Origin of the sequence: Streptomyces sp. NPDC093111 (assembly GCF_040683955.1) — a bacterium.
Lineage (GTDB): Bacteria > Actinomycetota > Actinomycetes > Streptomycetales > Streptomycetaceae > Streptomyces.
Genome location: NZ_JBFBNW010000014.1, coordinates 280,948 through 303,138, shown reverse-complemented (window position 1 = coordinate 303,138; position 22,191 = coordinate 280,948). Strand labels below are relative to the sequence as shown.

Sequence of the window (22,191 nt, the reverse complement as noted above, 5' to 3'; positions counted from 1 at the left end):
GGACCCCCGGCCGCAAACGGCCCCGCAGGACACCAACAGGAGCAAGGGCAGGAGCACGGGTATGAACGCGCAGCAGGAGACGCAGCGGCTCATGGCCGAGTCGGTCACGCTCGCCTACGACCAGCGGGTCATCGCCCGCGACCTCAGCGTCGCGATCCCCGACAACTCCTTCACCGTCATCGTCGGCCCCAACGCCTGCGGCAAGTCCACTCTGCTGCGCGCCCTCTCCCGGATGCTCAAGCCCACCCAGGGGCGGGTCCTGCTCGACGGGCAGGCGATCCAGTCGCTGCCCGCCAAGAAGGTCGCCAGGACCCTCGGCCTGCTGCCGCAGTCCTCCATCGCCCCCGACGGCATCACCGTCGCCGACCTCGTCGCCCGAGGCCGCTACCCCCACCAGGGGCTGCTGCGCCAGTGGTCGCCCGAGGACGAGCGGATCGTGCAGGAGTCGATGGCCTCGACCGGGGTCGCCGAACTCGCCGAGCGGTACGTCGACGAGCTCTCCGGCGGTCAGCGGCAGCGGGTCTGGATCGCCATGGCCCTCGCCCAGCAGACCCCGCTGCTGCTCCTCGACGAGCCGACCACCTTCCTCGACATCCAGCACCAGATCGACGTCCTCGACCTGTGCGCCGAACTCCACGAGAACCAGGGCCGCACCCTCGTCGCCGTCCTGCACGACCTCAACCACGCCGCCCGGTACGCCACCCACCTCATCGCCTGCCGCGACGGCGAGGTCGTCGCCGAGGGGCCGCCGTCCGAGGTGGTCACGGCGGAACTCGTCGAGCGGGTCTTCGGACTGCGCTGCCAGGTCATCGAGGACCCGGAGACCGGCACGCCGCTGGTCGTCCCGGCGGGACGCAAGGCACGGGCGGCACGCGGACCCGTGGCGGTCCCTCAGGACACTCAGGACCCTCAGGACCCGCAGGCCGCGCAGGCCCCTCAGGCCCCGAAGGCCGCCGCGCTGGCGGAGCCCGCGCCGGCGACCTGAGGGCGCCGGGACCGGCCGCCCGGCGCCGCCCGTGGCTAGAGCAGCGACCGCAGGCGCAGCAGGTCGCGGAAGCCCGCCTCCAGGCCGACCCGGCCGGAGGCCCAGGCCTTCGCGAAGTTCAGCTCGCCGCCCACCATCGCCACCAGGTCGTCCCCGGTCATCCGCAGCCGGATCTGGGCCTTGCCGGGCGGCGGGCCCGCCACGGTGTCCTCGACCTCGATCCGGCCGTCCACGAGACGGCCGGTGAAGGTCGTGTCGAGATCGGTCAGGTGGCAGCTCAGGGTGCGGTCGAACGCGGCGGCGCCGCGCACCCCGCCGTCCGCCCGCGCGAGGTTGTCGGAAAGTCTGCTCAGTGCGCCTCGGCACTCCGTGATCGTCGCCATCGCCGTCGACGGTACCCCAGCGCTTCGCGATAGCGTCGGGCCATGAGTGACGCGCACCCGAACCCCGCCGGTGCCAGGCGGGCCGACGGCGCCCCGGCGGACCCCGGCGAGGAGCACCTCCCGCCCGACGAGGCCCCGGAGGCGGACCCCTACGAGCCCGCCGGGCCCGCGCCGCTCGGCGTCGTGCGGACCCCCACCGGGCGGCCCGCCGTCGACGCGCTCCTGGACCGGCTCGGCGACGCCGACCACCTCACGGCCGACGGACACCTCGACGTGTACGAGGATGTACACCGTGGGCTGCGCGCCGAGCTGACCTCGCTCGACGAGCGCCCCGCCCCCCGTCCGTACGACAACAGGAGCTGAACCGAACGTGGCAGGAGTGGTCCGCCGCCGTCTCGACGCCGAGCTGGTACGGCGCAAGCTGGCGCGCTCGCGCGAGCACGCCAGCCAGCTGATCGCCGCGGGCCGGGTGACCGTCGGCAAGACCGTCGCCACCAAGCCCGCCACCCAGGTGGAGACCGCCGCGGCCATCGTCGTCGCCCAGGACGACGCCGACCCCGACTACGTCTCGCGCGGCGGGCACAAGCTGGCCGGCGCGTTCGCCGCCTTCGTGCCGCAGGGGCTCCGGATCGAGGGCCGCCGCGCCCTCGACGCGGGCGCCTCCACCGGCGGCTTCACCGACGTCCTGCTGCGCGCCGGCGCCGCCCACGTCGTCGCCGTCGACGTCGGCTACGGGCAGCTCGCCTGGTCGCTGCAGAGCGACGAGCGGGTCACCGTCAAGGACCGCACCAACGTGCGCGAGCTGACCCTCGACGCCATCGACGGGATCCCCGTCGACCTCGTCGTCGGCGACCTGTCCTTCATCCCGCTCCACCTCGTGCTGCCCGCCCTCGCCGCCTGCACCGGGCCCGGCGCCGACCTCGTCCTGATGGTCAAGCCGCAGTTCGAGGTGGGCAAGGAGCGGCTCGGCACCGGCGGAGTCGTCCGCAGCACCGAACTCCGCGCCGACGCCGTGAAGAACGTGGCCCGGCGGGCCGGCGAGCTCGGACTCGGTGTCCTCGGCGTGACGGCGAGCCCGCTGCCCGGTCCCTCCGGCAACGTCGAGTACTTTCTGTGGCTGCGGGCCGGGGCGCCCGCCCTTGATCCGGCGGACGTCGACCGCGCCGTGGCGGAAGGACCTCGTTGAGCACTGGTTCGAGCACCTCGACCGACACCACCCGTACCGTCTTCCTGCTCGCGCACACCGGCCGGCCGGCCGCCGTGCGCAGCGCCGAACTCGTCGTCCTCGGGCTGCTCCGCAGCGGCATCGGGGTCCGCGTCCTGGAGGCGGAGGCGGCCGATCTGCCGCTGCCGCCGTCCGTCGAGAAGGTCCCCGAGGCCTGCTCCGACGCGCTCGACGGCTGTGAACTCCTCATCGTCCTCGGCGGCGACGGCACCCTCCTGCGCGGCTCGGAGTTCTCCCGCGCCTCCGGGGTGCCGATGCTCGGCGTCAACCTCGGCCGGGTCGGCTTCCTCGCCGAGGCGGAGCGCGACGACCTCGACAAGGTCGTCGACCGGGTCGTCACCAAGGCGTACGAGGTCGAGGAGCGGATGACCCTCGACGTCACCGTCTACCAGAACGGCGACGTCCTGCACCGGGACTGGGCGCTCAACGAGGCGGCCGTGCAGAAGGTGTCCCCGGAGCGGATGCTGGAGGTCGTCCTCGCCGTCGACGGGCGGCCGGTGACCGGCTTCGGCTGCGACGGCGTCATCTGCGCCACGCCGACCGGCTCGACCGCGTACGCGTTCTCCGCCGGCGGGCCGGTGATCTGGCCCGAGGTCGAGGCGCTGCTCATGGTGCCGATCGGGGCGCACGCCCTGTTCGCCAAGCCGCTGGTCACCACGCCCGACTCGGTGCTCGAGGTCGAGGTCGAGCCGCACACCCCGCACGGGGTGCTGTGGTGCGACGGGCGGCGGACGGTGGAGCTGCCGGCGGGCGCCCGGGTCGAGGTCCGGCGGGGCGCCGTCCCGGTCCGGCTCGCCCGGCTGCACCACGCCTCCTTCACCGACCGCCTGGTGGCGAAGTTCGCCCTGCCCGTCTCCGGCTGGCGCGGCGCGCCGCACTGACGGCGCCGGTCCGGAGAGCCACTCCGGTGGGTGACACAAGGCCCCTCCGACCTGCGGGTTCGTCCCCGGTCGGCAGGGGCCGTCGCACAGCGGTGCCCGGACCTCGTATGGTCTTCTCCGTGTTGGAGGAGATGCGGATACGGTCGCTCGGAGTCATCGACGACGCTGTGGTCGAGCTGTCGCCAGGGTTCACCGCGGTGACCGGTGAGACCGGTGCGGGCAAGACCATGGTGGTGACCAGCCTCGGGCTGCTGCTCGGCGGGCGCGCCGACCCGGCGCTCGTACGGATCGGGGCGGGTGCCGCCGTCGTCGAGGGGCGCATCGCGCTGCCCCCGGGCGCGGCGGTCGCCGCGCGCGCCGAGGAGGCGGGCGCCGAGCTCGACGACGGCGCGCTGCTCGTCAGCCGTACCGTCTCGGCCGAAGGGCGCTCCCGGGCGCACCTGGGCGGGCGCTCCGTGCCCGTGGGGCTGCTCGCCGAGCTCGCCGACGAGCTGGTGGCCGTGCACGGCCAGACCGACCAGCAGGGCCTGCTCAAGCCGGCCCGGCAGCGCGGCGCCCTCGACCGGTACGCGGGCGACGCCGTCGCCGTGCCGCTCGGCGCGTACGGCGAGGCGTACAAGCGCCTGCGGGCCGTCACCGCCGAGCTGGAGGAGATCACCACCCGGGCCCGGGAGCGGGCCCAGGAGGCCGACCTGTTGCGCTTCGGGCTCGGCGAGATCGAGGCCGTCGCGCCGCTGCCCGGCGAGGACGCCGAGCTGGCCGCCGAGGCGGAGCGGCTCGGTCACGCCGAGTCCCTGGCCTCCGCCGCCGCCCTCGCGCACGCCGCCCTCGCGGGCCAGCCGGAGGACCCCGAGGCCGTCGACGCGACGATGCTCGTCGCGGGCGCGGGCCGGGCCCTGGAGGCCGTGCGGGCGCACGACCCTGCGCTGGCCGCGCTCGGGGACCGGATGGGCGAGATCTCCATCCTGCTCTCCGACGTCGCGGGCGAGCTCGCCGGATACGCCGACGACCTGGACGCCGACCCGCTGCGGCTCGCCGCCGTCGAGGAGCGCCGCGCCGCGCTCACCCAGCTCACCCGCAAGTACGGGGCCGACATCGCGGCCGTGCTCGCCTGGGCCGAGGAGAGCGCCACCCGGCTCACCGAGCTGGACGGCGACGACGAGCGCGTCGACGAGCTGACCGAGGAGCGGGACCGGCTGCGCGACGGCCTCTCGGTGCTCGCGCAGCGCCTCACCGACGCCCGTACGGAGGCCGCGGACCGGTTCGCCGCCGCCGTCACCGCCGAACTGGCCTCGCTGGCCATGCCGCACGCGCGGGTGTCGTTCGCGATCCGGCAGACCGAGGACCCCGACGGCGTCGAGGTCGGCGGCCGGCGGGTCGCCTACACGCCGTCCGGCGCCGACGAGGTCGAGCTGCTGCTCGCCCCGCACCCGGGCGCCCCGCCGCGGCCGATCGCGAAGGGCGCGTCCGGCGGCGAGCTGTCCCGGGTGATGCTCGCCGTCGAGGTGGTCTTCGCCGGGACGGACCCGGTGCCGACGTACCTCTTCGACGAGGTCGACGCGGGCGTCGGCGGCAAGGCGGCCGTCGAGATCGGGCGCCGGCTCGCCAAGCTGGCGAAGACCGCGCAGGTCGTGGTCGTCACCCACCTGCCCCAGGTGGCGGCCTTCGCCGACCGCCAGCTGCTCGTGGAGAAGACCAACGACGGCTCCGTCACCCGCTCCGGCGTCACCGTCCTGGAGGGCGAGGACCGGGTGCGGGAGCTGTCCCGGATGCTCGCGGGCCAGGAGGACTCCGAGACCGCGCGGGCGCACGCCGAGGAGCTCCTCGCGACGGCCCGGGCCGACGCCTGATGGGCCGGCTCGGCGGCTTCGCCGTGGCGGCCGGGGTGTCCCGGGGCGTGTACGAGGGGCTGCGGCGGCTGCGCGACCCCCGCTGGGAGCGCGACAACCACGCCGGGCGGCGCGTCCCGCTGCACGCGGGACCCGCGACCGCCCTCGGTGCCGCCGCGGGCGCCGCGGCGGGGGCCGGCGGTGCTCCCGCGGTCCTCGCCGTCCTCGCGGCCGGGGCGTGCGGGGCGTACGACGACGTGCGGGGCGGCGACCGGCGCGGGTTCCGGGCGCATCTGGCGGCGCTGCGGGACGGCGAGGTGACCGGCGGGGCCGTCAAGCTGGTCGGGATCGGCGCCGCCGCCTTGGTGGCCGGGGCGCTGCTGAAGGAACGCCCGCTCGACAAGGTCCTCGCCGCGACCGTCATCGCCGGGACCGCCCACCTCGTCAACCTGGCCGACGTACGGCCGGGCCGGGCCGGGCTCCTCGTGCTCGCGCTCGGCGCGCCCGGGCTGCTGCGGGGGCCGCAGGCCGCCGCGCCCATGGGGGCCGTGGCCGTCGTCCTCGGCGACGACCTCGCCGAGCAGACCATGCTCGGCGACACCGGCGCGCAGGCCCTGGGCGCGGGGGTCGGCGCGGCCATCGCCGCCGGGAACGGGCGGTTCGGTCTGGCCGTCCACGCGGCGGGTCTGGTCGCGGCGGCGGTGTACGCGGAGTGCGCCGGCTGAGGCCGCGCGCGGTGGGCCGTGCCTCGGCCCGGGATCACCCGTGTGGGTGATCCCGGTCGGTAAGTTGAGGCGCCCGGAGCGGCAACGACGTCACTTCGGTGCCGGAACGTGCGTACGGACTGGCATCCTTGGGCGCGTGACACAGCTCCGTACGGTCCAGGTGCTCGGCGGCGGCAGCGCGGGAAGCAGCGCGCACGTCAGATCACTTGCCTCGGGGCTGGTGGCGAGGGGCGTGCGGGTGACCGTGTGCGCCGCGCCCGAACTCGACCACGCCTACGACTTCGTGGGCGCCGGCGCCCAGTTCGTGCCGACCCCGCGCCACGGCGGGCCCGCGGCGGTCACCACGCTCCGCAACGTCGCCATCGGCGCGGACCTCGTCCACGCGCACGGTCTCGACGCGTCCGTGCGGGCCGCGCTCGCCCTCTCCGGCGGCGGGCCCCGGATGCCGCTCGTGACGACCTGGCACACCCGCAGCCAGCTGGCCGGGGCGCGGGCCGGGCTGGTCCGGCTCCTGGAGCGAAGGACCGTACGGGCGGCGGCCGTCGTGCTCGGCACCTCCTCGGAGCTGGTCGACCGCGCGCGCCGGCGCGGCGCCCGGGACGCCCGGCTCGCGCCGGTGACCGTACCGCCCTCGTACGCCCCCGTCTGCCTGCACGACGGCAAGGCGCGGGCCGAACTCGGCGCCGTGGCGCGGCCGTTGCTGATGGCCGTGGGCGCGCTCCAGCCGGGGCGGGGGTACCGGACGCTGCTCGACGCGGCGCGGGTGTGGCGGGACCTGGATCCGCAGCCGCTGCTGGTGATCGCGGGGGAGGGGCCCGAGCGGGCGGCGATGCAGCGCCGCATCGAGGAGGAGCGGCTCCCCGTCCGGCTCATCGGGCGCCGCGAGGACGTGGCGGAGCTGCTCGCGGCGGCGGACGTCGCCGTCCTGCCGTCCCGCTGGGAGGCCCGCTCCCTGCTGGCGCAGGAAGCCCTCCGGCTCGGCGTGCCCCTCGTGGCGACGGCCGTCGGCGGCGTGCCGGAGCTCGTCGGCGACGCGGCCGAACTCGTGCCGTACGGGGACCCTGGGGCGCTGGCCGGCGTGGTCCGCGAGCTGCTGGACGACGCCGAACGGCGGATGGACCTGGCGGCGGCGGGGCGGGTGCAGGCGCGGACATGGCCGACGGAGGACGAGACCGTCGCGCACGTCCTGAGCGTGTACGACGAGCTGTCGGAGCGGTAGCGCGCGCCTGCCCCGGGCTACGAGGTGTGGCGGCGGGCGCGTAGGGCCAGGGACAGGGCCAGGACCGTCTGGGGGTCGTCCAGGTCCGTGCCGAGGAGTTCGGAGATGCGGGCCAGGCGGTTGTAGAGGGTCTGGCGGTTGAGGTGGAGCTCGCGGGCCGTCTCCGCCTTGCGGCCCGCGTGCGCCAGGTAGGTCTCCAGGGTGGGCAGGAGCGGCGGGCGCGAGGTGCGGTCGTGGTCGCGGAGGGGGCCGATCGCGCGGTCCACGAAGGCCGCCAGGTCCGGGTGGTCCCGCAGCCGCCACAGGAGCAGGTCGGTGTCGAGGCGCCGGGCGTCGTACCAGGGCAGCTCCGACAGGCCCTGCGCCGCCGTCGCCGTCTCCGCCGCGTGCCGCAGCCCCGCCGACGCGGCGGCCCAGCCGCCCGCGACGCCCACCACGACGACCGGCGGGTGGACGCCGGACCGCTCCAGGCCGGCCCGCTCCACGCCCGCCCGCAGCGCCGCCGCGACCCGGTCGGCGACCGCGGTGCGCTCCGACTCCGAGCGCAGGCCGAGCAGGAGCGGCACCCGGCCCTCGACCGGGCGGACGCCAAGCAGGACGGGGACGCCGACGGAGGAGAGCTCCTCCAGGACGGCGCGGGCGAGCAGCGCCCAGTTGCCGGACGCGGACAGTTCGGAGGCCAGCCGCATGACCACCGGCAGCAGCGGCCCGTCGCCGGGCTTGAAGCCGAGGACCCGGGCCTGTGCCGGGGCGTCCTCGGCCGAGATGCGGCCCTCGGCGAGGTCGGTGAGGAAGTCGCCGCGGCCGCGGGCCGCCAGCTCCTCCTCCTGCCGGGCCTGCATCAGGACGACCGCGAGCAGCCCGGCGGCGCGCTCGGCGGCCATCCGGTGCACGGGGGCGAGCGGGGTGGAGACGGCGAGCAGGACCAGACGGGCCCGTACGCTGCCCGAGCCGGGGCCTCCGCCGGGCACGTCGACCAGGACGGAGCCGACCGGCGGCCCGGACTCGCGGGCCGCCCGCTGGCCGCGCAGTCCGTCCCAGACCTGGAGCGGGTCCGCGGGCCCGGACTCGGTGCCCGCCGCGTACAGGAGCTGTCCGTCGGCGGTCTCCAGGAAGACCGGGTTGAGGGAGAAGTCGGCGAGGATGCGCAGCACCTGCGGCACCCCGCCGCCGCCGAGCAGTGCCTCGGTGCACTGCCGGTGGACCTCCTCGGCCTGGCGCTGGAGGGCGTAGTGGCCGTTGACGATCTCGGTGTGGATCTCCTCCGTGACGGCGACGAAGGGGACCTCGCGGTGCAGCTGGACCAGGGGGAGGCCGGTCGCCCGGGCGGTCTCCACTATCGTCGCCGGCAGCCGGGCGAAGCGCGGGCCGAGCTCGACGACGAGGGCCGCGATGCCCCGTTCGGCGAGCCGCCGCACGAAGGCGCGCTGCTCGGCCGGCCGGGTGCCGAGCCCGAGGCCCGTGGTGAGCAGCAGCTCGCCGCCCTTGAGCAGCGAGGCGATGTTCGGCACCTCGCCGGCGTGCACCCAGCGCACGGTCCGCTGCAGCCGGTCGGCGCCGGCGACGACCTCCGGGAGCCCGCTGCGCAGGCCCGGCAGTTCGAGGGCCCGCTGCACGGTGATCCCGCCCTGATTGTCCATGGGGCCGGACGCTACCCGCGTACGGGTTACGGGAACATCACCGGGGCGTCACCGGAGCGGACGCTTCGTCCATCAGGGCGACAACTCGTCGCACCGTGGCGGGAATTGTGCGACCGCCTGTCGATTGTGGCCTACGTCACCCGGGAGGATGCTCTCGCGGCATGGCAGAGAACCCCACCCCAGAGGTCCACCGGCTCAAGGCGAACTCGGTCGGCCTCGTCGGAGTCGTCTTCATGGCGGTCGCCACGGCGGCCCCGATCACGGCGATGACCGGCAACCTCCCCATCGCCGTCGGCTTCGGCAACGGCGTCGGCGCCCCGGCCGGCTATCTCTTCGCGACCGTCGTCCTGACCGTCTTCTCGGTCGGCTACGTGGCCATGGCGAAGCGGATCACCGCCGCCGGCGCCTTCTACGGCTTCATCTCGCACGGCCTCGGCCGGATCGCCGGCATGGCCTCCGGCATGCTCGCCGTCCTCGCGTACATCGTCTTCGAGGCCTCGATCGTCGGTGTCTTCGCCTACTTCGCCAAGACGACGGTGGCCGACCAGCTCGGCGTGGACCTGCCGTGGGTCGGCTACGCGGCGGTGATGCTCGCGATCACCGCCGTCCTCTCGTACTTCGACATCAACCTCACCGCCAAGGCGCTCGGCGTGATGCTGGTGGCCGAGATCGCGGTGCTGTTCGCCGTCGCCACCGCCGTCCTGATCGCCGGCGGCGGCCCGGACGGCATCCCGCTGGAGCCGGTCAACCCGAAGAACGCCTTCACCGGCGCCTCCGCCGGGCTCGGGCTCTTCTTCGCCTTCTGGTCCTGGGTGGGCTTCGAATCGACCGCGATGTACGGGGAGGAGTCCCGCGACCCCAAGCGGGTGATCCCGCGGGCGACGCTGATCTCCGTCGTCGGCGTCGGCCTCTTCTACATCTACGTCTCCTGGATGACCATCGCCGGCAACGGCCTGGCCGGCTCGGTGAAGCTGTCCGCCTCCGCCAGCCCCCTCGACCTGTTCTTCGCGCCCACCCAGACCTTCATCGGCGCCTGGGCCGTCGACGCCTTCCAGTGGCTGCTGCTCACCGGCTCCTTCGCCTGCGGCATGGCCTTCCACCAGTGCGCCTCCCGCTACCTGTACGCCATCGGCCGCGAGGGCTTCCTCCACCCGGCGCTCGGCCGCACCCATCCCCGGCACGGCTCGCCGTACCTCGCCTCCTTCGTGCAGAGCGTCATCGCCGTCGTCCTCGTCGGCGCCTTCTGGGTCACCGGCCAGGACCCGTACATCCACCTCTACACGCTCCTCGCGATCCTCGGCACGATGGCGATCCTCATCGTGCAGACCCTCTGCTCCTTCGCCGTCATCGGCTACTTCCGCAAGAACCACCCCGAGGACCGGCACTGGTTCAGGACGCTGACCGCCCCGCTCCTCGGCGGCATCGGCATGACCGCCGTCGTCGTCCTGCTCGTGATGAACATGCAGACGGCGGCCGGGCTCGCCGCCGACTCCCTCTTCTTCGAGGCCATCCCGTGGATCGTCGGCGTCGTCTTCTTCGGCGGCCTCGGCCTCGGCCTCTACCTCAAGGCCCGGCGCCCCGAGCGCTACGAGATCATCGGCCGGATCGTCCTGGAGGACGCCGCCGAACGCGCCGACGACAGCACCGGGCCCGTCCCCGCCGCCGTACCGCAGAGCTGATCCCTCCCACCCGGACGATCACCAGGAGCGCCCCATGGCACGCACCAACCCGATGCACCTCCTGAAGAACCTGGCCGCCGAACACGCCGCGGCCCGGCGCCTCGGACTCCCCGTCGACGAACTGCGCGGCCTGCGGGCCGACGCCAGGGAGAGGGCCGACGGCCCCGGCCGGCGCACCCTCCTGAAGTACGCCGCGGCCGCCGGAGTCGCCGTCTCCGCCGGTACGGCCCTGCCCGCCGCGGCCGCCACGCCGAACCCGCCGGTCAAGGACGGCGCCCGGGTGGCCGTCGTCGGCGCCGGCATCGCCGGACTCACCGCGGCCCTCACCCTCCAGGACGCGGGCCTCACCCCCGCCCTCTACGAGGCCAACCCCGACCGCGTCGGCGGCCGGATGTGGACCCAGCGCGCGCACTGGGCGTACGGGCAGACCTCCGAGATCGGCGGCGAGCTCATCGACACCGGCCACAAGAAGATCCTGGAGCTCTGCCGCCGCTTCGGCCTGGCCACCGAGGACTTCCTCGGCGGCGGACCCAACGGGGCCGAGGAAGTCCTCTGGTTCGGCGGCGCCTACTACCCGCGCGCCCAGGCCGACGCCGACTTCAACGCCGTCTACCAGGCGCTCCGCCGCGATGTGTCGGAGGCGGGCGAGGTGTACTGGAACCGGACCACGCCCACCGGCACCGCGCTCGACGACATGTCGCTGTACGAGTGGATCGACAGGCGCGTGCCGGGCGGCCACACCTCGCCGCTCGGGCGCTTCCTCGACGTCGCCTACAACGTCGAGTACGGGGCCGACACCACCGACCAGTCCGCGCTCGCCCTGGTCCTGCTGATGGGCTACCAGACCAATCCGGGCAACTTCAACGTGTGGGGCCTGTCCAACGAGCGCTACCACGTCGTCGGCGGCAACGACCGGCTGCCCCACGCCGTCGCCGGGGCCCTGAACCCGGGCACCCTGCGGATGGGCTGGTCGCTCGACGCCGTACGGGCCAACGCCGACGGCACCCAGACGCTCACCTTCACCGAGGCGGGCGCCACCCGGACCGTCACCGCCGACCACACCGTCCTGTGCGTGCCGCTGCCCGTCCTCCAGCGCCTCGACCTGACCCGGGCCGGTTTCGACCCGCTCATGACCGACCTGCTGCGGGACGCCCGGATGGGCTACTGCACCAAGCTCAACATGCAGTTCGCCACCCGCCCCTGGCGCGGCACCGGCCCCTGGCCCGGGGTCTCGGCCGGGGACTGCTTCACCGACACCGAGGTGCAGCAGACCTGGGACACCACCAAGGTCCAGGGCGGCACCGGCGGCATCCTCCTCCAGTACGGCGGCGGCGGCCTGGCCCGCTCCCTCAACCCGGCCACGCCCTTCGCCACCGAGTCCGACCCGTACGTGCGCGCCCTCGTCACCCGCCGGCTGGCGGGCATCGACGCCTTCTTCCCCGGCACCTCCCGGGCGTACACGGGCCGCGCCCAGCTCTCCGCCTGGCACGAGAACCCGTACGCGCTCGGGGCCTACTCGTACTGGCCGACGGGCTACCTCCACCGGTACGCCGGCTACGAGGGCGTCGCGCAGGGCCGGATCCACCTCGGCGGCGAGCACTGCTCGTACGACTTCCAGGGCTTCATGGAGGGCGGCGCCACCGAGGGCGAGCGGGCCGCGAAGGAGGTGATCGCGGCCCTGCGGTGAACGGTCAGGCGGCCGGCGCGATGTTGTGGTTGAAACGGAAGACGTTGTCGGGGTCGTAGGCGGCCTTGACCCGGGCCAGGCGCCGGTAGTTGTCGGCGCCGAAGCCCTCGACCACCCGCTGCCGGCCCTCGTCGCCGGTGAAGTTGAGATAGACCGCCCCGGTCGACCACGGCCGCGCGTCCGCCCGCACGTCCCGCACCCAGCCGACGGCCCGGTCGTCGTCGGCCGGGTCCTCCCACACCGCGAAGGGGTGCAGCGCCCACTTCGCGGTACGCCACGGGATCGGGTAGTCCGCCGGACCGGCGGCCAGTTGCCCGCCCATCGGGAACAGCACGTGCTGCATGCCGGACGGCACGATCATGTCGTCCGCGCGGGCGCAGAAGGCGTCGACGGCCTCGTCCGGCAGGCCGGCCAGATACTCGGCCGACCAGTAGTTCCGCATCCCCGGCGGGTCGTCGAGCATGCACTGGAAGTCGGCGTACGGCATGTCCATGAGCAGCTCCACCGAGGGCTTCAGCACGTACAGCGGAGCCGCCAGCTCCCGCGCCGCCGCCGCGGACCCGGCGTACGTCACGAGCGCCCCGGCCAGCAGGGTGCCCTGCAACTCGTCCGGGATGAACGGCTCGGGCGGCGCGTTCAGGTAGATCCCGCCGCCGCCCGCCTCGTCCGGCGCGTCCGCCATCACGTCCCGGTACGCCCGGATCACCTCGGGTCCGGCCGCGCTCGGGAAGAGCAGCATCACGAAGCCGAACTCCGGCAGCGGGTGCACCCGCAGCGTCAGCGAGGTCACCACCCCGAAGTTCCCGCCGCCGCCGTGCAGCGCCCAGAACAGTTCGGGATTCTCCTCGGCGTCCGTGTGCACGTGCCTGCCCTCGGCCGTGATCAGCTCCGCGGCGAGCAGGTTGTCGCAGGCGAGCCCGAACTTCCGCTCCAGCCAGCCCGACCCGCCGCCCAGCGTGAACCCGCCGACCCCGGTCGTGGACGCCCGCCCGCCGGTCACCGCCACGTGGAACGGCTGGCAGGCACGGTCGAGATGGCTCATCGTGGCGCCGCCAGCGACCCGGGCCGTCATGTGCTCGGGGTCGGCGACCACCGCGTGCATCCGCCGCAGGTCCACCACGAGCCCGCCGTCGTTGAGCGCCGAACCGGCCACACTGTGGCCGCCGCCGCGCACCGCGATCGGCAGTCCCGTCTCGCGGCCGAACAGCACCGCGTTGGCGACGTCCTCCGGAGTCGCGCACTGCGCGATCACCGCGGGACTCCGGTCGATCATCGCGTTGAAGACGACCCTGGCCTCGTCATAGCCGGGATCGCCCGGTGTGAACACCTCGCCCGCCAGGTCCTCGCGGAGGCCCGCGAGGGCACCGTCCGGAACGGCGGTGGTGTGGGGAGCCATGGGATGCCCCCCTTTCGTGGGGGGACAGGACACCTTCATCGTAGGGCGGCGGCCCGTCCCCCGCGTGTCGGCGGGCTCAGCCCCCGTACGCGCCCGAGGCCGTCAGGCGCAGCGCCGTGTCGATCAGCGGGACGTGGCTGAAGGCCTGCGGGAAGTTGCCCACCTGCCGCTGGAGCCGGGGGTCCCACTCCTCGGCGAGCAGCCCCAGGTCGTTGCGGAGCGAGAGCAGCCGCTCGAACAGCTTGCGGGCCTCGTCGACCCGGCCGATCATCGCCAGGTCGTCGGCGAGCCAGAAGGAACACGCCAGGAACGCGCCCTCGTCGCCCTCCAGACCGTCCACGCCCGCCTCGTCGCCGGCGGTCGGGTAGCGCAGCACGAAGCCGTCCTCCGTGGACAGCTCCCGCTGGATCGCCTCGATCGTGCCGATCACCCGCTTGTCGTCCGGCGGCAGGAAGCCCATCTGCGGGATCAGCAGCAGCGAGGCGTCCAGCTCCTTGGAGCCGTAGGACTGCGTGAAGGTGTTGCGTTCCTTGTCGTAGCCCTTCTCGCAGACGTCCCGGTGGATGTCGTCGCGCAGCTCGCGCCAGCGCTCCAGCGGACCGTCGGCGTCACCGGACTCGATCAGCTTGATCGTGCGGTCCACCGCCACCCAGGCCATCACCTTGGAGTGCACGAAGTGCCGGCGCGGGCCGCGCACCTCCCAGATGCCCTCGTCGGGCTGGTCCCAGTGGGTCTCCAGGTAGCGGATCAGCTTCAGCTGGAGCAGCGAGGCGTAGTCGTTGCGGGACAGACCGGTCATGTGCGCCAGGTGCAGGGCCTCGGTGACCTCGCCGTACACGTCGAGCTGGAGCTGGTTGGCGGCCCCGTTGCCGACCCGGACCGGGCCGGAGTTCTCGTAACCCGGCAGCCAGTCCAGCTCCGCCTCGCCGAGCTCCCGCTCGCCGGCGATGCCGTACATGATCTGCAGGTTCTCCGGGTCGCCGGCGACGGCCCGCAGCAGCCAGTCCCGCCAGGCGCGGGCCTCCTCGCGGTAGCCGGTGCGCAGCATCGAGGAGAGGGTGATCGCCGCGTCCCTGAGCCAGGTGTAGCGGTAGTCCCAGTTCCGTACGCCGCCGATCTCCTCCGGCAGGGAGGTGGTCGGCGCGGCGACGATCCCGCCGGTCGGCGCGTAGGTGAGCGCCTTCAGGGTGATCAGGGAACGGACCACGGCCTCCCGGTAGGGACCGTGGTACGTGCAGTGCTCGACCCACTCGCGCCAGAAGTCGGCGGTCGCCGCGAGCGAACCCTCCGGGTCCGGCAGCGCGGGCGGCTCCTTGTGGGAGGGCTGCCAGGAGAGAGTGAAGGCGATCCGGTCGCCGGGGGTGACGGTGAACTCGGAGTAGGTGGTGAGGTCCTTGCCGTGGGTCTCGGCTTCGGTGTCCAGCCACACCGAGTCGGGTCCCGCGACGGCCACCGTGCGGTCGCCGACCTTGTGCACCCAGGGCACCACCCGGCCGTAGCTGAACCGCATCCGCAGCACGGAGCGCATCGGCACCCGGCCGGTGACGCCCTCGACGATCCGGATCAGCTGCGGGGCCCCGTCACGCGGGGGCATGAAATCGGTCACCCGGACCGTGCCGCGCGGGGTGTCCCACTCGGACTCCAGGACGAGCGAGTCGCCGACATAGCGGCGGCGGTCGGCGTGCGGCGCCGGCGAGCCCTCGGGTCCGGCGGGTCCCACCCGCCAGAAACCGTGCTCCTCGGTGCCGAGCAGTCCCGCGAAGACGGCGTGCGAGTCGAAGCGGGGCAGACAGAGCCAGTCGACACTGCCGTCCCGGCAGACCAGGGCGGCGGTCTGCATGTCTCCGATGAGTGCGTAATCCTCGATGCGCCCGGCCACGTGCTCCACTCCAGATCGAACGGCCACGTCGCCCGTGGGGGCGACGTCCTACAGGTCAGCGGTCAGGGGATCGTTGACGAGCTCTTGGTCCGGGGGAGGGCGGGGGTGGTGCCGTGCCGGTCCGGCTCGGCAGCGCGTCCGAGCAGGATACGACGCACCCTAGTGAGCGGCGGCGCCGATCTTGTAACTCCGCTGCTCCGATCGGGTGAACGGCTCTTGACCCCGGCCAAGACCCCGGCCGAGGCCCTGACCGTTCCCCCGCCGCAGCTCCCGGGCCGAGCCGCCCGGCCGACGGCGTGTCGCGGTGCGTGTGCACCCGACTGCCCCGTGTGGCCGGAAGCGGTCTCCCGATGTCGCTGATACCCTGGTACCCCGTGGACCGGTGGGAAACGGCGACAGCCGAGGACCCCGCAACCGCAGCGACGGCACCCCCCGATTCTTCCGGAGGGGACGCCGGTACGCACCTCCAGAACGCGACCACGGGAGCCCCCTCTTGGCGATGCCGCCCAAAACCACGACGACCAAGCACATCTTCGTCACCGGGGGTGTCGCCTCCTCCCTCGGCAAGGGCCTGACCGCCTCCAGCCTGGGTGCGCTCCTCAAGGCCCGGGGCCTGCGGGTCACGATGCAGAAGCTCGACCCGTACCTCAACGTCGACCCGGGCACGATGAACCCGTTCCAGCACGGCGAGGTGTTCGTCACCAACGACGGCGCCGAGACCGACCTGGACATCGGCCACTACGAGCGCTTCCTCGACGTCGACCTCGACGGCTCGGCCAACGTCACCACCGGCCAGGTCTACTCGCAGGTCATCGCCAAGGAGCGGCGCGGCGAGTACCTCGGCGACACCGTCCAGGTCATCCCGCACATCACCAACGAGATCAAGTCCCGCATCCGCCGCATGGCGACGGACGACGTCGACGTGGTGATCACCGAGGTCGGCGGCACCGTCGGCGACATCGAGTCCCTGCCCTTCCTGGAGACCGTCCGCCAGGTCCGCCACGAGGTCGGCCGCGACAACGTCTTCGTCGTGCACATCTCGCTGCTGCCCTACATCGGCCCCTCCGGCGAGCTGAAGACCAAGCCGACCCAGCACTCGGTCGCCGCCCTGCGCAACATCGGCATCCAGCCCGACGCGATCGTGCTGCGCGCCGACCGCGAGGTCCCGACCGCCATCAAGCGCAAGATCTCGCTGATGTGCGACGTCGACGAGGCCGCCGTGGTCGCCGCGATCGACGCCAAGTCGATCTACGACATCCCGAAGGTGCTGCACTCCGAGGGCCTGGACGCCTACGTCGTCCGCAAGCTCGACCTGCCCTTCCGCGACGTGGACTGGACCGTCTGGGAGGACCTCCTGGACCGCGTCCACAACCCCGACCACGAGGTCACCGTCGCGCTCGTCGGCAAGTACATCGACCTGCCCGACGCCTACCTCTCGGTCACCGAGGCCATGCGGGCCGGCGGCTTCGCCAACAAGGCCCGGGTCAAGGTCAAGTGGGTCACCTCCGACGACTGCAAGACCCTGGCCGGCGCCGAGAAGCACCTCGGCGACTGCGACGCGATCCTCATCCCCGGCGGCTTCGGCGACCGCGGCGTGAGCGGCAAGGTCGGCGCGATCCAGTACGCCCGCGAGAACAAGGTGCCGCTGCTCGGCATCTGCCTCGGCCTGCAGTGCATCGTCATCGAGGCGGCGCGCAACCTGGCCGACATCCCCGAGGCCAACTCCACCGAGTTCGACCCGGCCACCGCGCACCCCGTCGTCTCGACGATGGAGGAGCAGCTGGCGTACGTCGAGGGCGCGGGCGACCTGGGCGGCACGATGCGCCTGGGCCTCTACCCGGCCAAGCTGGCCGAGGGCTCCGTCGTCCGCGAGACCTACGACGACCAGCCGTACGTGGAGGAGCGCCACCGTCACCGCTACGAGGTGAACAACGCGTACCGCGCGGAGCTGGAGAAGAAGGCCGGTCTGGTCTTCTCCGGCACCTCCCCGGACAACAAGCTGGTGGAGTTCGTCGAGTACCCGAAGGACATCCACCCCTACCTGGTCGCCACCCAGGCGCACCCGGAGCTCAAGTCCCGCCCGACCCGCCCGCACCCGCTCTTCGCGGGTCTGGTCAAGGCGGCCGTCGAGCGCAAGACGGGCAAGCCGGCCCAGTAGGCGTCCGGCGTTACCGTTGCCGGGGTACGGGTCCCTTCCGGGGGCGCGTACCCCGGTTTTCGTATCCGGTCACGCGCGTTCAGGTGCGTTCATGTGGGAGGACAGCTGATGCAGGTGCAGGACACCCCGGAGGAGTGGCGGGTCGTCGCCACGACCACCCCCTTCACGGGAGCCAAGACGAGTGTCCGCACGGACGACGTCGTCATGCCGGACGGCTCGGTCGCCCGCCGTGACTACCAGGTCCACCCCGGCTCGGTCGCGGTCGTCGCCCTGGACGAGCGGGACCGGGTCCTGCTGATCAAGCAGTACCGGCACCCGGTGCGCGGGAAGCTGTGGGAGATCCCGGCCGGGCTGCTCGACGTGGTCGGCGAGAACCCGCTGCACGCGGCGCAGCGCGAGCTGTACGAGGAGGCGCACGTCAAGGCCGAGGACTGGCGGGTCCTCGCGGACGTCTACCCCAGCCCCGGCGGCTCGGACGAGGCCGTGCGGATCTTCCTCGCGCGCGGTCTGTCCGAGGCGGAGGGCGAGCGGTACGAGGTCTCCGACGAGGAGGCCGACATGGAGCTGGCCCGGGTCCCGCTCGCGGAGCTCGTGCGCGGTGTCCTCGCCGGCGAGCTGCACAACACCTGCCTCGTGGTGGGTCTCCTGTCGCTCAGCGCCGCCCTGAACGGGGACGGTCCGGACGCGCTGCGGCCCGCCGACGCGCCCTGGCCGGCCCGCCCCTTCGAGGTCTGAGCCCCCGGCGGGGCGCGGGCGGGCCCGCGGCGCGGGTGCGGCGACGGTGCCGGGGAGTCCCTCCCGCCTCCGGTCGGACAATCCAGTGATCCGATCGGGGGATTTGTCCGCCGCGCTCCGCCGGGTCGGCGCCGTGCCCTGAACTACGCTCGGAAGCGCCCGTGCGGACCCCCCGCGGGATCGGCTCGTGCGCAGGTGGACGGGAGCGTGGCCCGTGACGGATCAGGCGGTTGGGGGTCCCCCCGGACTCCGTCCGGGGGAGGTCGGCGCCGTGCAGTTCTACGGGCGCCAGCGGGAGTTGAAGGCCCTGCGCGCCGACATCGAACGCACCGGCCTCGACACCCTCACCGGCCGCAAGGCCCCCCGCGCACGGGTCCTGCTGATCGCCGGCAAGCCCGGCTCCGGACGCACCGCCCTCGCCGAGGAACTGGTCGCGGGCCTCGCCGCCGACTACCCCGGCGGGGTGTTCCGGGTCCGGCTCACCGAACCCGGCGGCGACCCCGTCCCCACGGGCCGGGCCGCCCAGGAACTGCTCACCGCGCTCGGCGTGGCCGAACCCCCCGGCGCCGCCGAGGACGAGCTCACCGCCCTGGTCCGCGCCGCCTTCGCCGACCGCCGGGCCCTGCTCCTCCTCGACGACGCCGTCGACGCCGAACAGGTCGACCCCCTGCTCCCCGACAACCCCGACAGCCTCGTCGTCGGCGTCGCCCGCGGCCCGCTCACCGGCATCCCCGACGTCCGGCCCTGCACCCTCGGCGGCCTCGACCCCAAGTCGGCCATCGAACTGCTCACCGCCTTCACCGGCTCGGTCCGCGTCACCGTCGACCCGCAGGCCGCCGAGACCCTGGCCGAGGAGTGCGGCGGACTGCCCGGCGCGCTCGTCCTGGCCGGCGGCTGGCTCGCCGCCCGTCCCAAGGCCTCCGTCGCCGACCTCGCCAAGCGGCTGCGCGCCCTCACCGGCGACCCGGTCACCCGCGCCTTCACCCTCCTGCACGCGTCGCTGCCGCAGCCGGCCGCCCGGATACTGCGCCACCTCAGCCTCGCCCCGCTGGGCCGGGCCGACGCCCACACCGCCTCCGCCCTGGCCGGCTGCTCGGTCTCCGCGGCGGCCACCACCCTCGCCGACCTCGCCGCGCTCGGACTCGTACGGGAGATCCCGGGCGGCGACGGACAGTACGAGCCGCCCGCGCACCTCGTCCCGCTGCTCCGCGCCCAGCTGGCGGAGTGCGACCGGCCCGCCGAGACACAGCTCGCCCTGGCCCGGATGCTGGAGCGGACCGTCCGGCTCCTCCAGTCCGGCCGCGCGGTCACCGAACCGGAGGGGTCCCCGGCCCGCCGCAAGCTGGCGGGTCTGCCCCGGGCGCTGCGCTTCCCCAACGCCGCCACCGCCGCCGCCTGGCTGGACAGCCGCCGGCCCGCGCTGCTCGCCGCGGCCCGGCTCGCCGTCGCCGACGGGGAGCTCGACACCCTGGCGCGCCGACTGATCGCCGCCCTGGTCCGGGCGCTGGCCGCGCACCGGGGCGCCGAGGCGGCGGCCCCCGACCTCTACGGGCTGCACCGGCTGGTGCTGGACGTCGCCGAGCGGCGCGGGCTGCACCGGGAGCGGGCCGCGGCGCTGCTGAACCTGGCCGACCTGGATGCGCGGACCGGGCGCACCCAGGACGCATTGCTGCGATATCGGTCGGCATTGGACGCCGGTAGGGAAGCAAATGATCCGTACGCGGTGGGTCGCGCAATGGAATCCGTAGGTGGCACGTATCAGGAGCTGGGAGACTGGCACCGGGCCGGCGACTGGTACGGCAGGGCGCTGGCCCAGCGGCTGGCCCGCGACGAGCGGGCCGACCAGGCCCGGCTCTACGGCCGGCTCGGCGCGGTGCACACCTACGCGGGTCGTTACGGCGAGGCCCTGCGCAGCTGGCGGGCGGCCGCGGCCGGCTACCGCAGGCTCGACGATCTCCCGGGCTACGCACGGGCGTTGAGCGAGGCGGCCCGGGTGCAGGAGTACGCGGGGCGCCCCGAGGAGTGCCTGCGCAGCTGCGAGGAGGCGGTCGAGTGGGCCCGGCGCGCCAAGGACGTGCGGCTCCAGGCGGCGCTCCAGCTGCGGCTGGCCGACACCCTGGACCGGCTCGGGGACCCGGCGGCGGCGCGATTGCACAGGTCGGCGGCGGAGAGACTGTTGGGAAGCGGGCGTTCCGCCTACGAAATCCGTAGTGCTTCTGTCGAAGATTAGTACTTTGAAAGGCTAGACAGCGGGAACTCCTTCATTAGACTGGTTGAGCCGCGTTCGGTCGCGGTCTGTGCCGGTGCGCCGCAGTGCATCCGGGTATGTATGGCTCTGCCGGGCTTGTCCGGCGCGGGCACACCGCAGTCACCCCCGCTTATTCCACTGATTCAAGGACCGTGATCGACGATGAAGGTCGGCATCCCCCGCGAGGTCAAGAACAACGAGTTCCGCGTGGCCATCACCCCCGCCGGTGTCCACGAGCTCGTCCGCAACGGCCACCAGGTCTTCGTCGAGCAGAACGCCGGTGTCGGCTCCTCGATCACGGACGCGGAGTACGTCGGCGCCGGCGCCGAGATCCTCGCCACCGCCGACGAGGTCTGGGCCACCGCCGACCTGCTGCTCAAGGTCAAGGAGCCGATCGCGGAGGAGTACCACCGCCTCCGCAAGGACCAGACCCTCTTCACCTACCTGCACCTCGCCGCCTCCCGCGAGTGCACGGACGCGCTCCTGGAGTCCGGCACCACCGCCATCGCCTACGAGACGGTCGAGACCGCCAACCGCGCGCTCCCGCTGCTCGCCCCGATGTCCGAGGTCGCGGGCCGCCTGGCCCCGCAGGTCGGCGCCTACCACCTGATGCGCTCGGCCGGCGGCCGCGGCGTGCTCCCCGGCGGCGTCCCCGGCACCCACGCCGGCGAGTGCGTGGTCATCGGCGGCGGCGTCTCCGGCTGGAACGCCGTGCAGATCGCCATCGGCCTGGGCTTCCACGTGACCCTGCTCGACCGCGACATCAACAAGCTGCGCGAGGCCGACAAGATCTTCGGCACGAAGGTCAAGACGATCGTCTCCAACGCCTTCGAGCTGGAGAAGGCCGTCGTCGAGGCCGACCTCGTCGTCGGCGCGGTCCTCATCCCGGGCGCCAAGGCCCCGAAGCTGGTCACCAACGAGCTCGTCGCCAAGATGAAGCCCGGAAGTGTCCTTGTCGACATCGCCATCGACCAGGGCGGCTGCTTCGAGGACTCCCACCCGACCACCCACGCCGAGCCGACCTTCCAGGTCCACAACTCGGTCTTCTACTGCGTCGCCAACATGCCGGGCGCGGTTCCGAACACCTCCACCTACGCCCTCACCAACGCCACGATGCCCTACATCGTGTCGCTGGCGAACAACGGCTGGGTCGAGGCGCTGCGCCGCGACGCCGCCCTCGCCAAGGGACTCAACACCCACGACGGCAAGGTCGTCTACAAGGAGGTCGCCGAGGCGCACGGCCTCGAGCACCTTGAGCTGAGCACCCTCCTGGGCTGACCCTCAGCACGCTCCACACAAGAGGAGAAACGGTCGGTCAACGCCTTCCGTCAACCTCACGCATCGGGCCGGACCTTGTCGAGCAAGGTCCGGCCCGATGTGTGTCCGGCCACGCTCCGATGCCTGGTCAACTCGCCTCGAACGTAACTCTTTAACCGTTTCGCGCACCCCCGAAACGTGCGGTTCCATGCCTGCGCACCCTTGACAGAGGGGTGTTCGGTTGCCGACACATCGGGCCGGGTCC

At 73.5% G+C, this 22,191-nt stretch carries 17 protein-coding genes; 13 read left to right on the top strand and 4 right to left on the bottom strand.

Translation table 11 applies throughout. The annotated features are described in order from the left end of the window. The first annotated feature begins 61 nt into the window (after positions 1–61). Complete coding sequence (locus AB0Q96_RS25825; protein ID WP_365329363.1) at positions 62–985, top strand: ABC transporter ATP-binding protein; 924 nt, start codon at positions 62–64, stop codon at positions 983–985. 35 nt (positions 986–1,020) lie between these two features. Here the strand turns inward: AB0Q96_RS25825 and AB0Q96_RS25820 are convergent, their stop codons facing one another. Next, positions 1,021–1,368, bottom strand: a complete 348-nt coding sequence (locus tag AB0Q96_RS25820) for an SCP2 sterol-binding domain-containing protein (RefSeq protein WP_365329361.1) — start codon at positions 1,366–1,368, stop codon at positions 1,021–1,023. Between the two features lie 42 nt (positions 1,369–1,410). Between AB0Q96_RS25820 and AB0Q96_RS25815 the strand changes: the two genes are divergently transcribed. The 6 genes from AB0Q96_RS25815 to AB0Q96_RS25790 all read left to right on the top strand — a co-directional run bounded on the left by AB0Q96_RS25815 (position 1,411) and on the right by AB0Q96_RS25790 (position 7,247). Then, entirely contained in the window at positions 1,411–1,731 is a 321-nt protein-coding gene (locus AB0Q96_RS25815) for a hypothetical protein (RefSeq protein ID WP_365329359.1), read from the top strand. 7 nt (positions 1,732–1,738) lie between these two features. Then, positions 1,739–2,554, top strand: a complete 816-nt coding sequence (locus tag AB0Q96_RS25810; protein ID WP_365329356.1) for a TlyA family RNA methyltransferase — start codon at positions 1,739–1,741, stop codon at positions 2,552–2,554. After that, positions 2,551–3,474: an NAD kinase gene (locus AB0Q96_RS25805; protein WP_365329354.1), complete on the top strand. Its 924-nt coding sequence runs from the start codon at positions 2,551–2,553 to the stop codon at positions 3,472–3,474. Before AB0Q96_RS25810 ends, AB0Q96_RS25805 begins: the two co-directional genes overlap by 4 nt. A gap of 107 nt (positions 3,475–3,581) precedes the next feature. Then, complete coding sequence (gene recN / locus AB0Q96_RS25800) at positions 3,582–5,324, top strand: DNA repair protein RecN (RefSeq protein ID WP_365329352.1); 1,743 nt, start codon at positions 3,582–3,584, stop codon at positions 5,322–5,324. Next, positions 5,324–6,028 carry a hypothetical protein gene (locus AB0Q96_RS25795; protein ID WP_365329350.1) on the top strand — a complete coding sequence of 235 codons (705 nt, stop codon included), beginning with the start codon at positions 5,324–5,326 and terminating at the stop codon, positions 6,026–6,028. The genes recN and AB0Q96_RS25795 overlap by 1 nt, the downstream gene beginning before the upstream one ends. 136 nt (positions 6,029–6,164) lie before the next feature. After that, a complete protein-coding gene (locus AB0Q96_RS25790; protein WP_365329348.1) occupies positions 6,165–7,247 on the top strand; it encodes a glycosyltransferase family 4 protein in 1,083 nt (360 codons plus the stop codon). 17 nt (positions 7,248–7,264) lie between these two features. On the opposite strand, the gene AB0Q96_RS25785 is transcribed toward AB0Q96_RS25790, so the two are convergent. Next, positions 7,265–8,887 (bottom strand): PucR family transcriptional regulator, encoded by a 1,623-nt coding sequence (locus AB0Q96_RS25785; protein ID WP_365329345.1) that lies wholly within the window; start codon positions 8,885–8,887, stop codon positions 7,265–7,267. A gap of 161 nt (positions 8,888–9,048) precedes the next feature. Here AB0Q96_RS25785 and AB0Q96_RS25780 point away from each other — a divergent pair, with 161 nt between their 5' ends. Together AB0Q96_RS25780 and AB0Q96_RS25775 are read left to right on the top strand one after the other, a co-directional pair. Beyond that, positions 9,049–10,566 carry an APC family permease gene (locus AB0Q96_RS25780; RefSeq protein WP_365329343.1) on the top strand — a complete coding sequence of 506 codons (1,518 nt, stop codon included), beginning with the start codon at positions 9,049–9,051 and terminating at the stop codon, positions 10,564–10,566. A 34-nt stretch (positions 10,567–10,600) separates the two neighbouring features. Continuing rightward, positions 10,601–12,253, top strand: coding sequence for an NAD(P)/FAD-dependent oxidoreductase (locus AB0Q96_RS25775; RefSeq protein WP_365329340.1), 1,653 nt, complete (start codon positions 10,601–10,603; stop codon positions 12,251–12,253). Between the two features lie 4 nt (positions 12,254–12,257). Here the strand turns inward: AB0Q96_RS25775 and AB0Q96_RS25770 are convergent, their stop codons facing one another. Together AB0Q96_RS25770 and AB0Q96_RS25765 are read right to left on the bottom strand one after the other, a co-directional pair. Next, positions 12,258–13,649, bottom strand: a complete 1,392-nt coding sequence (locus tag AB0Q96_RS25770; RefSeq protein WP_365329337.1) for an FAD-binding oxidoreductase — start codon at positions 13,647–13,649, stop codon at positions 12,258–12,260. Positions 13,650–13,725: 76 nt separating this feature from the next. Further along, positions 13,726–15,528, bottom strand: a complete 1,803-nt coding sequence (locus tag AB0Q96_RS25765) for a glycoside hydrolase family 15 protein (protein ID WP_365329335.1) — start codon at positions 15,526–15,528, stop codon at positions 13,726–13,728. Between the two features lie 499 nt (positions 15,529–16,027). Between AB0Q96_RS25765 and AB0Q96_RS25760 the strand changes: the two genes are divergently transcribed. The 4 genes from AB0Q96_RS25760 (at position 16,028) to ald (ending at position 21,947) form a co-directional block, all read left to right on the top strand. Next, entirely contained in the window at positions 16,028–17,686 is a 1,659-nt protein-coding gene (locus AB0Q96_RS25760) for a CTP synthase (protein ID WP_365329333.1), read from the top strand. 108 nt (positions 17,687–17,794) lie between these two features. Then, entirely contained in the window at positions 17,795–18,421 is a 627-nt protein-coding gene (locus tag AB0Q96_RS25755) for an NUDIX hydrolase (protein WP_365329331.1), read from the top strand. 271 nt (positions 18,422–18,692) lie between these two features. Further along, positions 18,693–20,651, top strand: a complete 1,959-nt coding sequence (locus tag AB0Q96_RS25750) for a tetratricopeptide repeat protein (RefSeq protein ID WP_365329329.1) — start codon at positions 18,693–18,695, stop codon at positions 20,649–20,651. 180 nt (positions 20,652–20,831) lie between these two features. Next, positions 20,832–21,947: an alanine dehydrogenase gene (gene ald, locus AB0Q96_RS25745; RefSeq protein ID WP_365329326.1), complete on the top strand. Its 1,116-nt coding sequence runs from the start codon at positions 20,832–20,834 to the stop codon at positions 21,945–21,947. Positions 21,948–22,191: the final 244 nt, after the last annotated feature.

Bases quoted from the DNA above. Each gene is read 5' to 3' on its own strand.
- AB0Q96_RS25760 (WP_365329333.1), top strand. From the start codon at position 16,028: ATGCCGCCCAAAACCACGACGACCAAGCACATCTTCGTCACCGGGGGT.
- AB0Q96_RS25825 (WP_365329363.1), top strand. From the start codon at position 62: ATGAACGCGCAGCAGGAGACGCAGCGGCTCATGGCCGAGTCGGTCACG.
- AB0Q96_RS25785 (WP_365329345.1), bottom strand. From the start codon at position 8,887: ATGGACAATCAGGGCGGGATCACCGTGCAGCGGGCCCTCGAACTGCCG.
- AB0Q96_RS25820 (WP_365329361.1), bottom strand. From the start codon at position 1,368: ATGGCGACGATCACGGAGTGCCGAGGCGCACTGAGCAGACTTTCCGAC.
- AB0Q96_RS25815 (WP_365329359.1), top strand. From the start codon at position 1,411: ATGAGTGACGCGCACCCGAACCCCGCCGGTGCCAGGCGGGCCGACGGC.
- recN (WP_365329352.1), top strand. From the start codon at position 3,582: ATGGTCTTCTCCGTGTTGGAGGAGATGCGGATACGGTCGCTCGGAGTC.
- ald (WP_365329326.1), top strand. From the start codon at position 20,832: ATGAAGGTCGGCATCCCCCGCGAGGTCAAGAACAACGAGTTCCGCGTG.
- AB0Q96_RS25775 (WP_365329340.1), top strand. From the start codon at position 10,601: ATGGCACGCACCAACCCGATGCACCTCCTGAAGAACCTGGCCGCCGAA.
- AB0Q96_RS25795 (WP_365329350.1), top strand. From the start codon at position 5,324: ATGGGCCGGCTCGGCGGCTTCGCCGTGGCGGCCGGGGTGTCCCGGGGC.
- AB0Q96_RS25780 (WP_365329343.1), top strand. From the start codon at position 9,049: ATGGCAGAGAACCCCACCCCAGAGGTCCACCGGCTCAAGGCGAACTCG.
- AB0Q96_RS25755 (WP_365329331.1), top strand. From the start codon at position 17,795: ATGCAGGTGCAGGACACCCCGGAGGAGTGGCGGGTCGTCGCCACGACC.
- AB0Q96_RS25770 (WP_365329337.1), bottom strand. From the start codon at position 13,649: ATGGCTCCCCACACCACCGCCGTTCCGGACGGTGCCCTCGCGGGCCTC.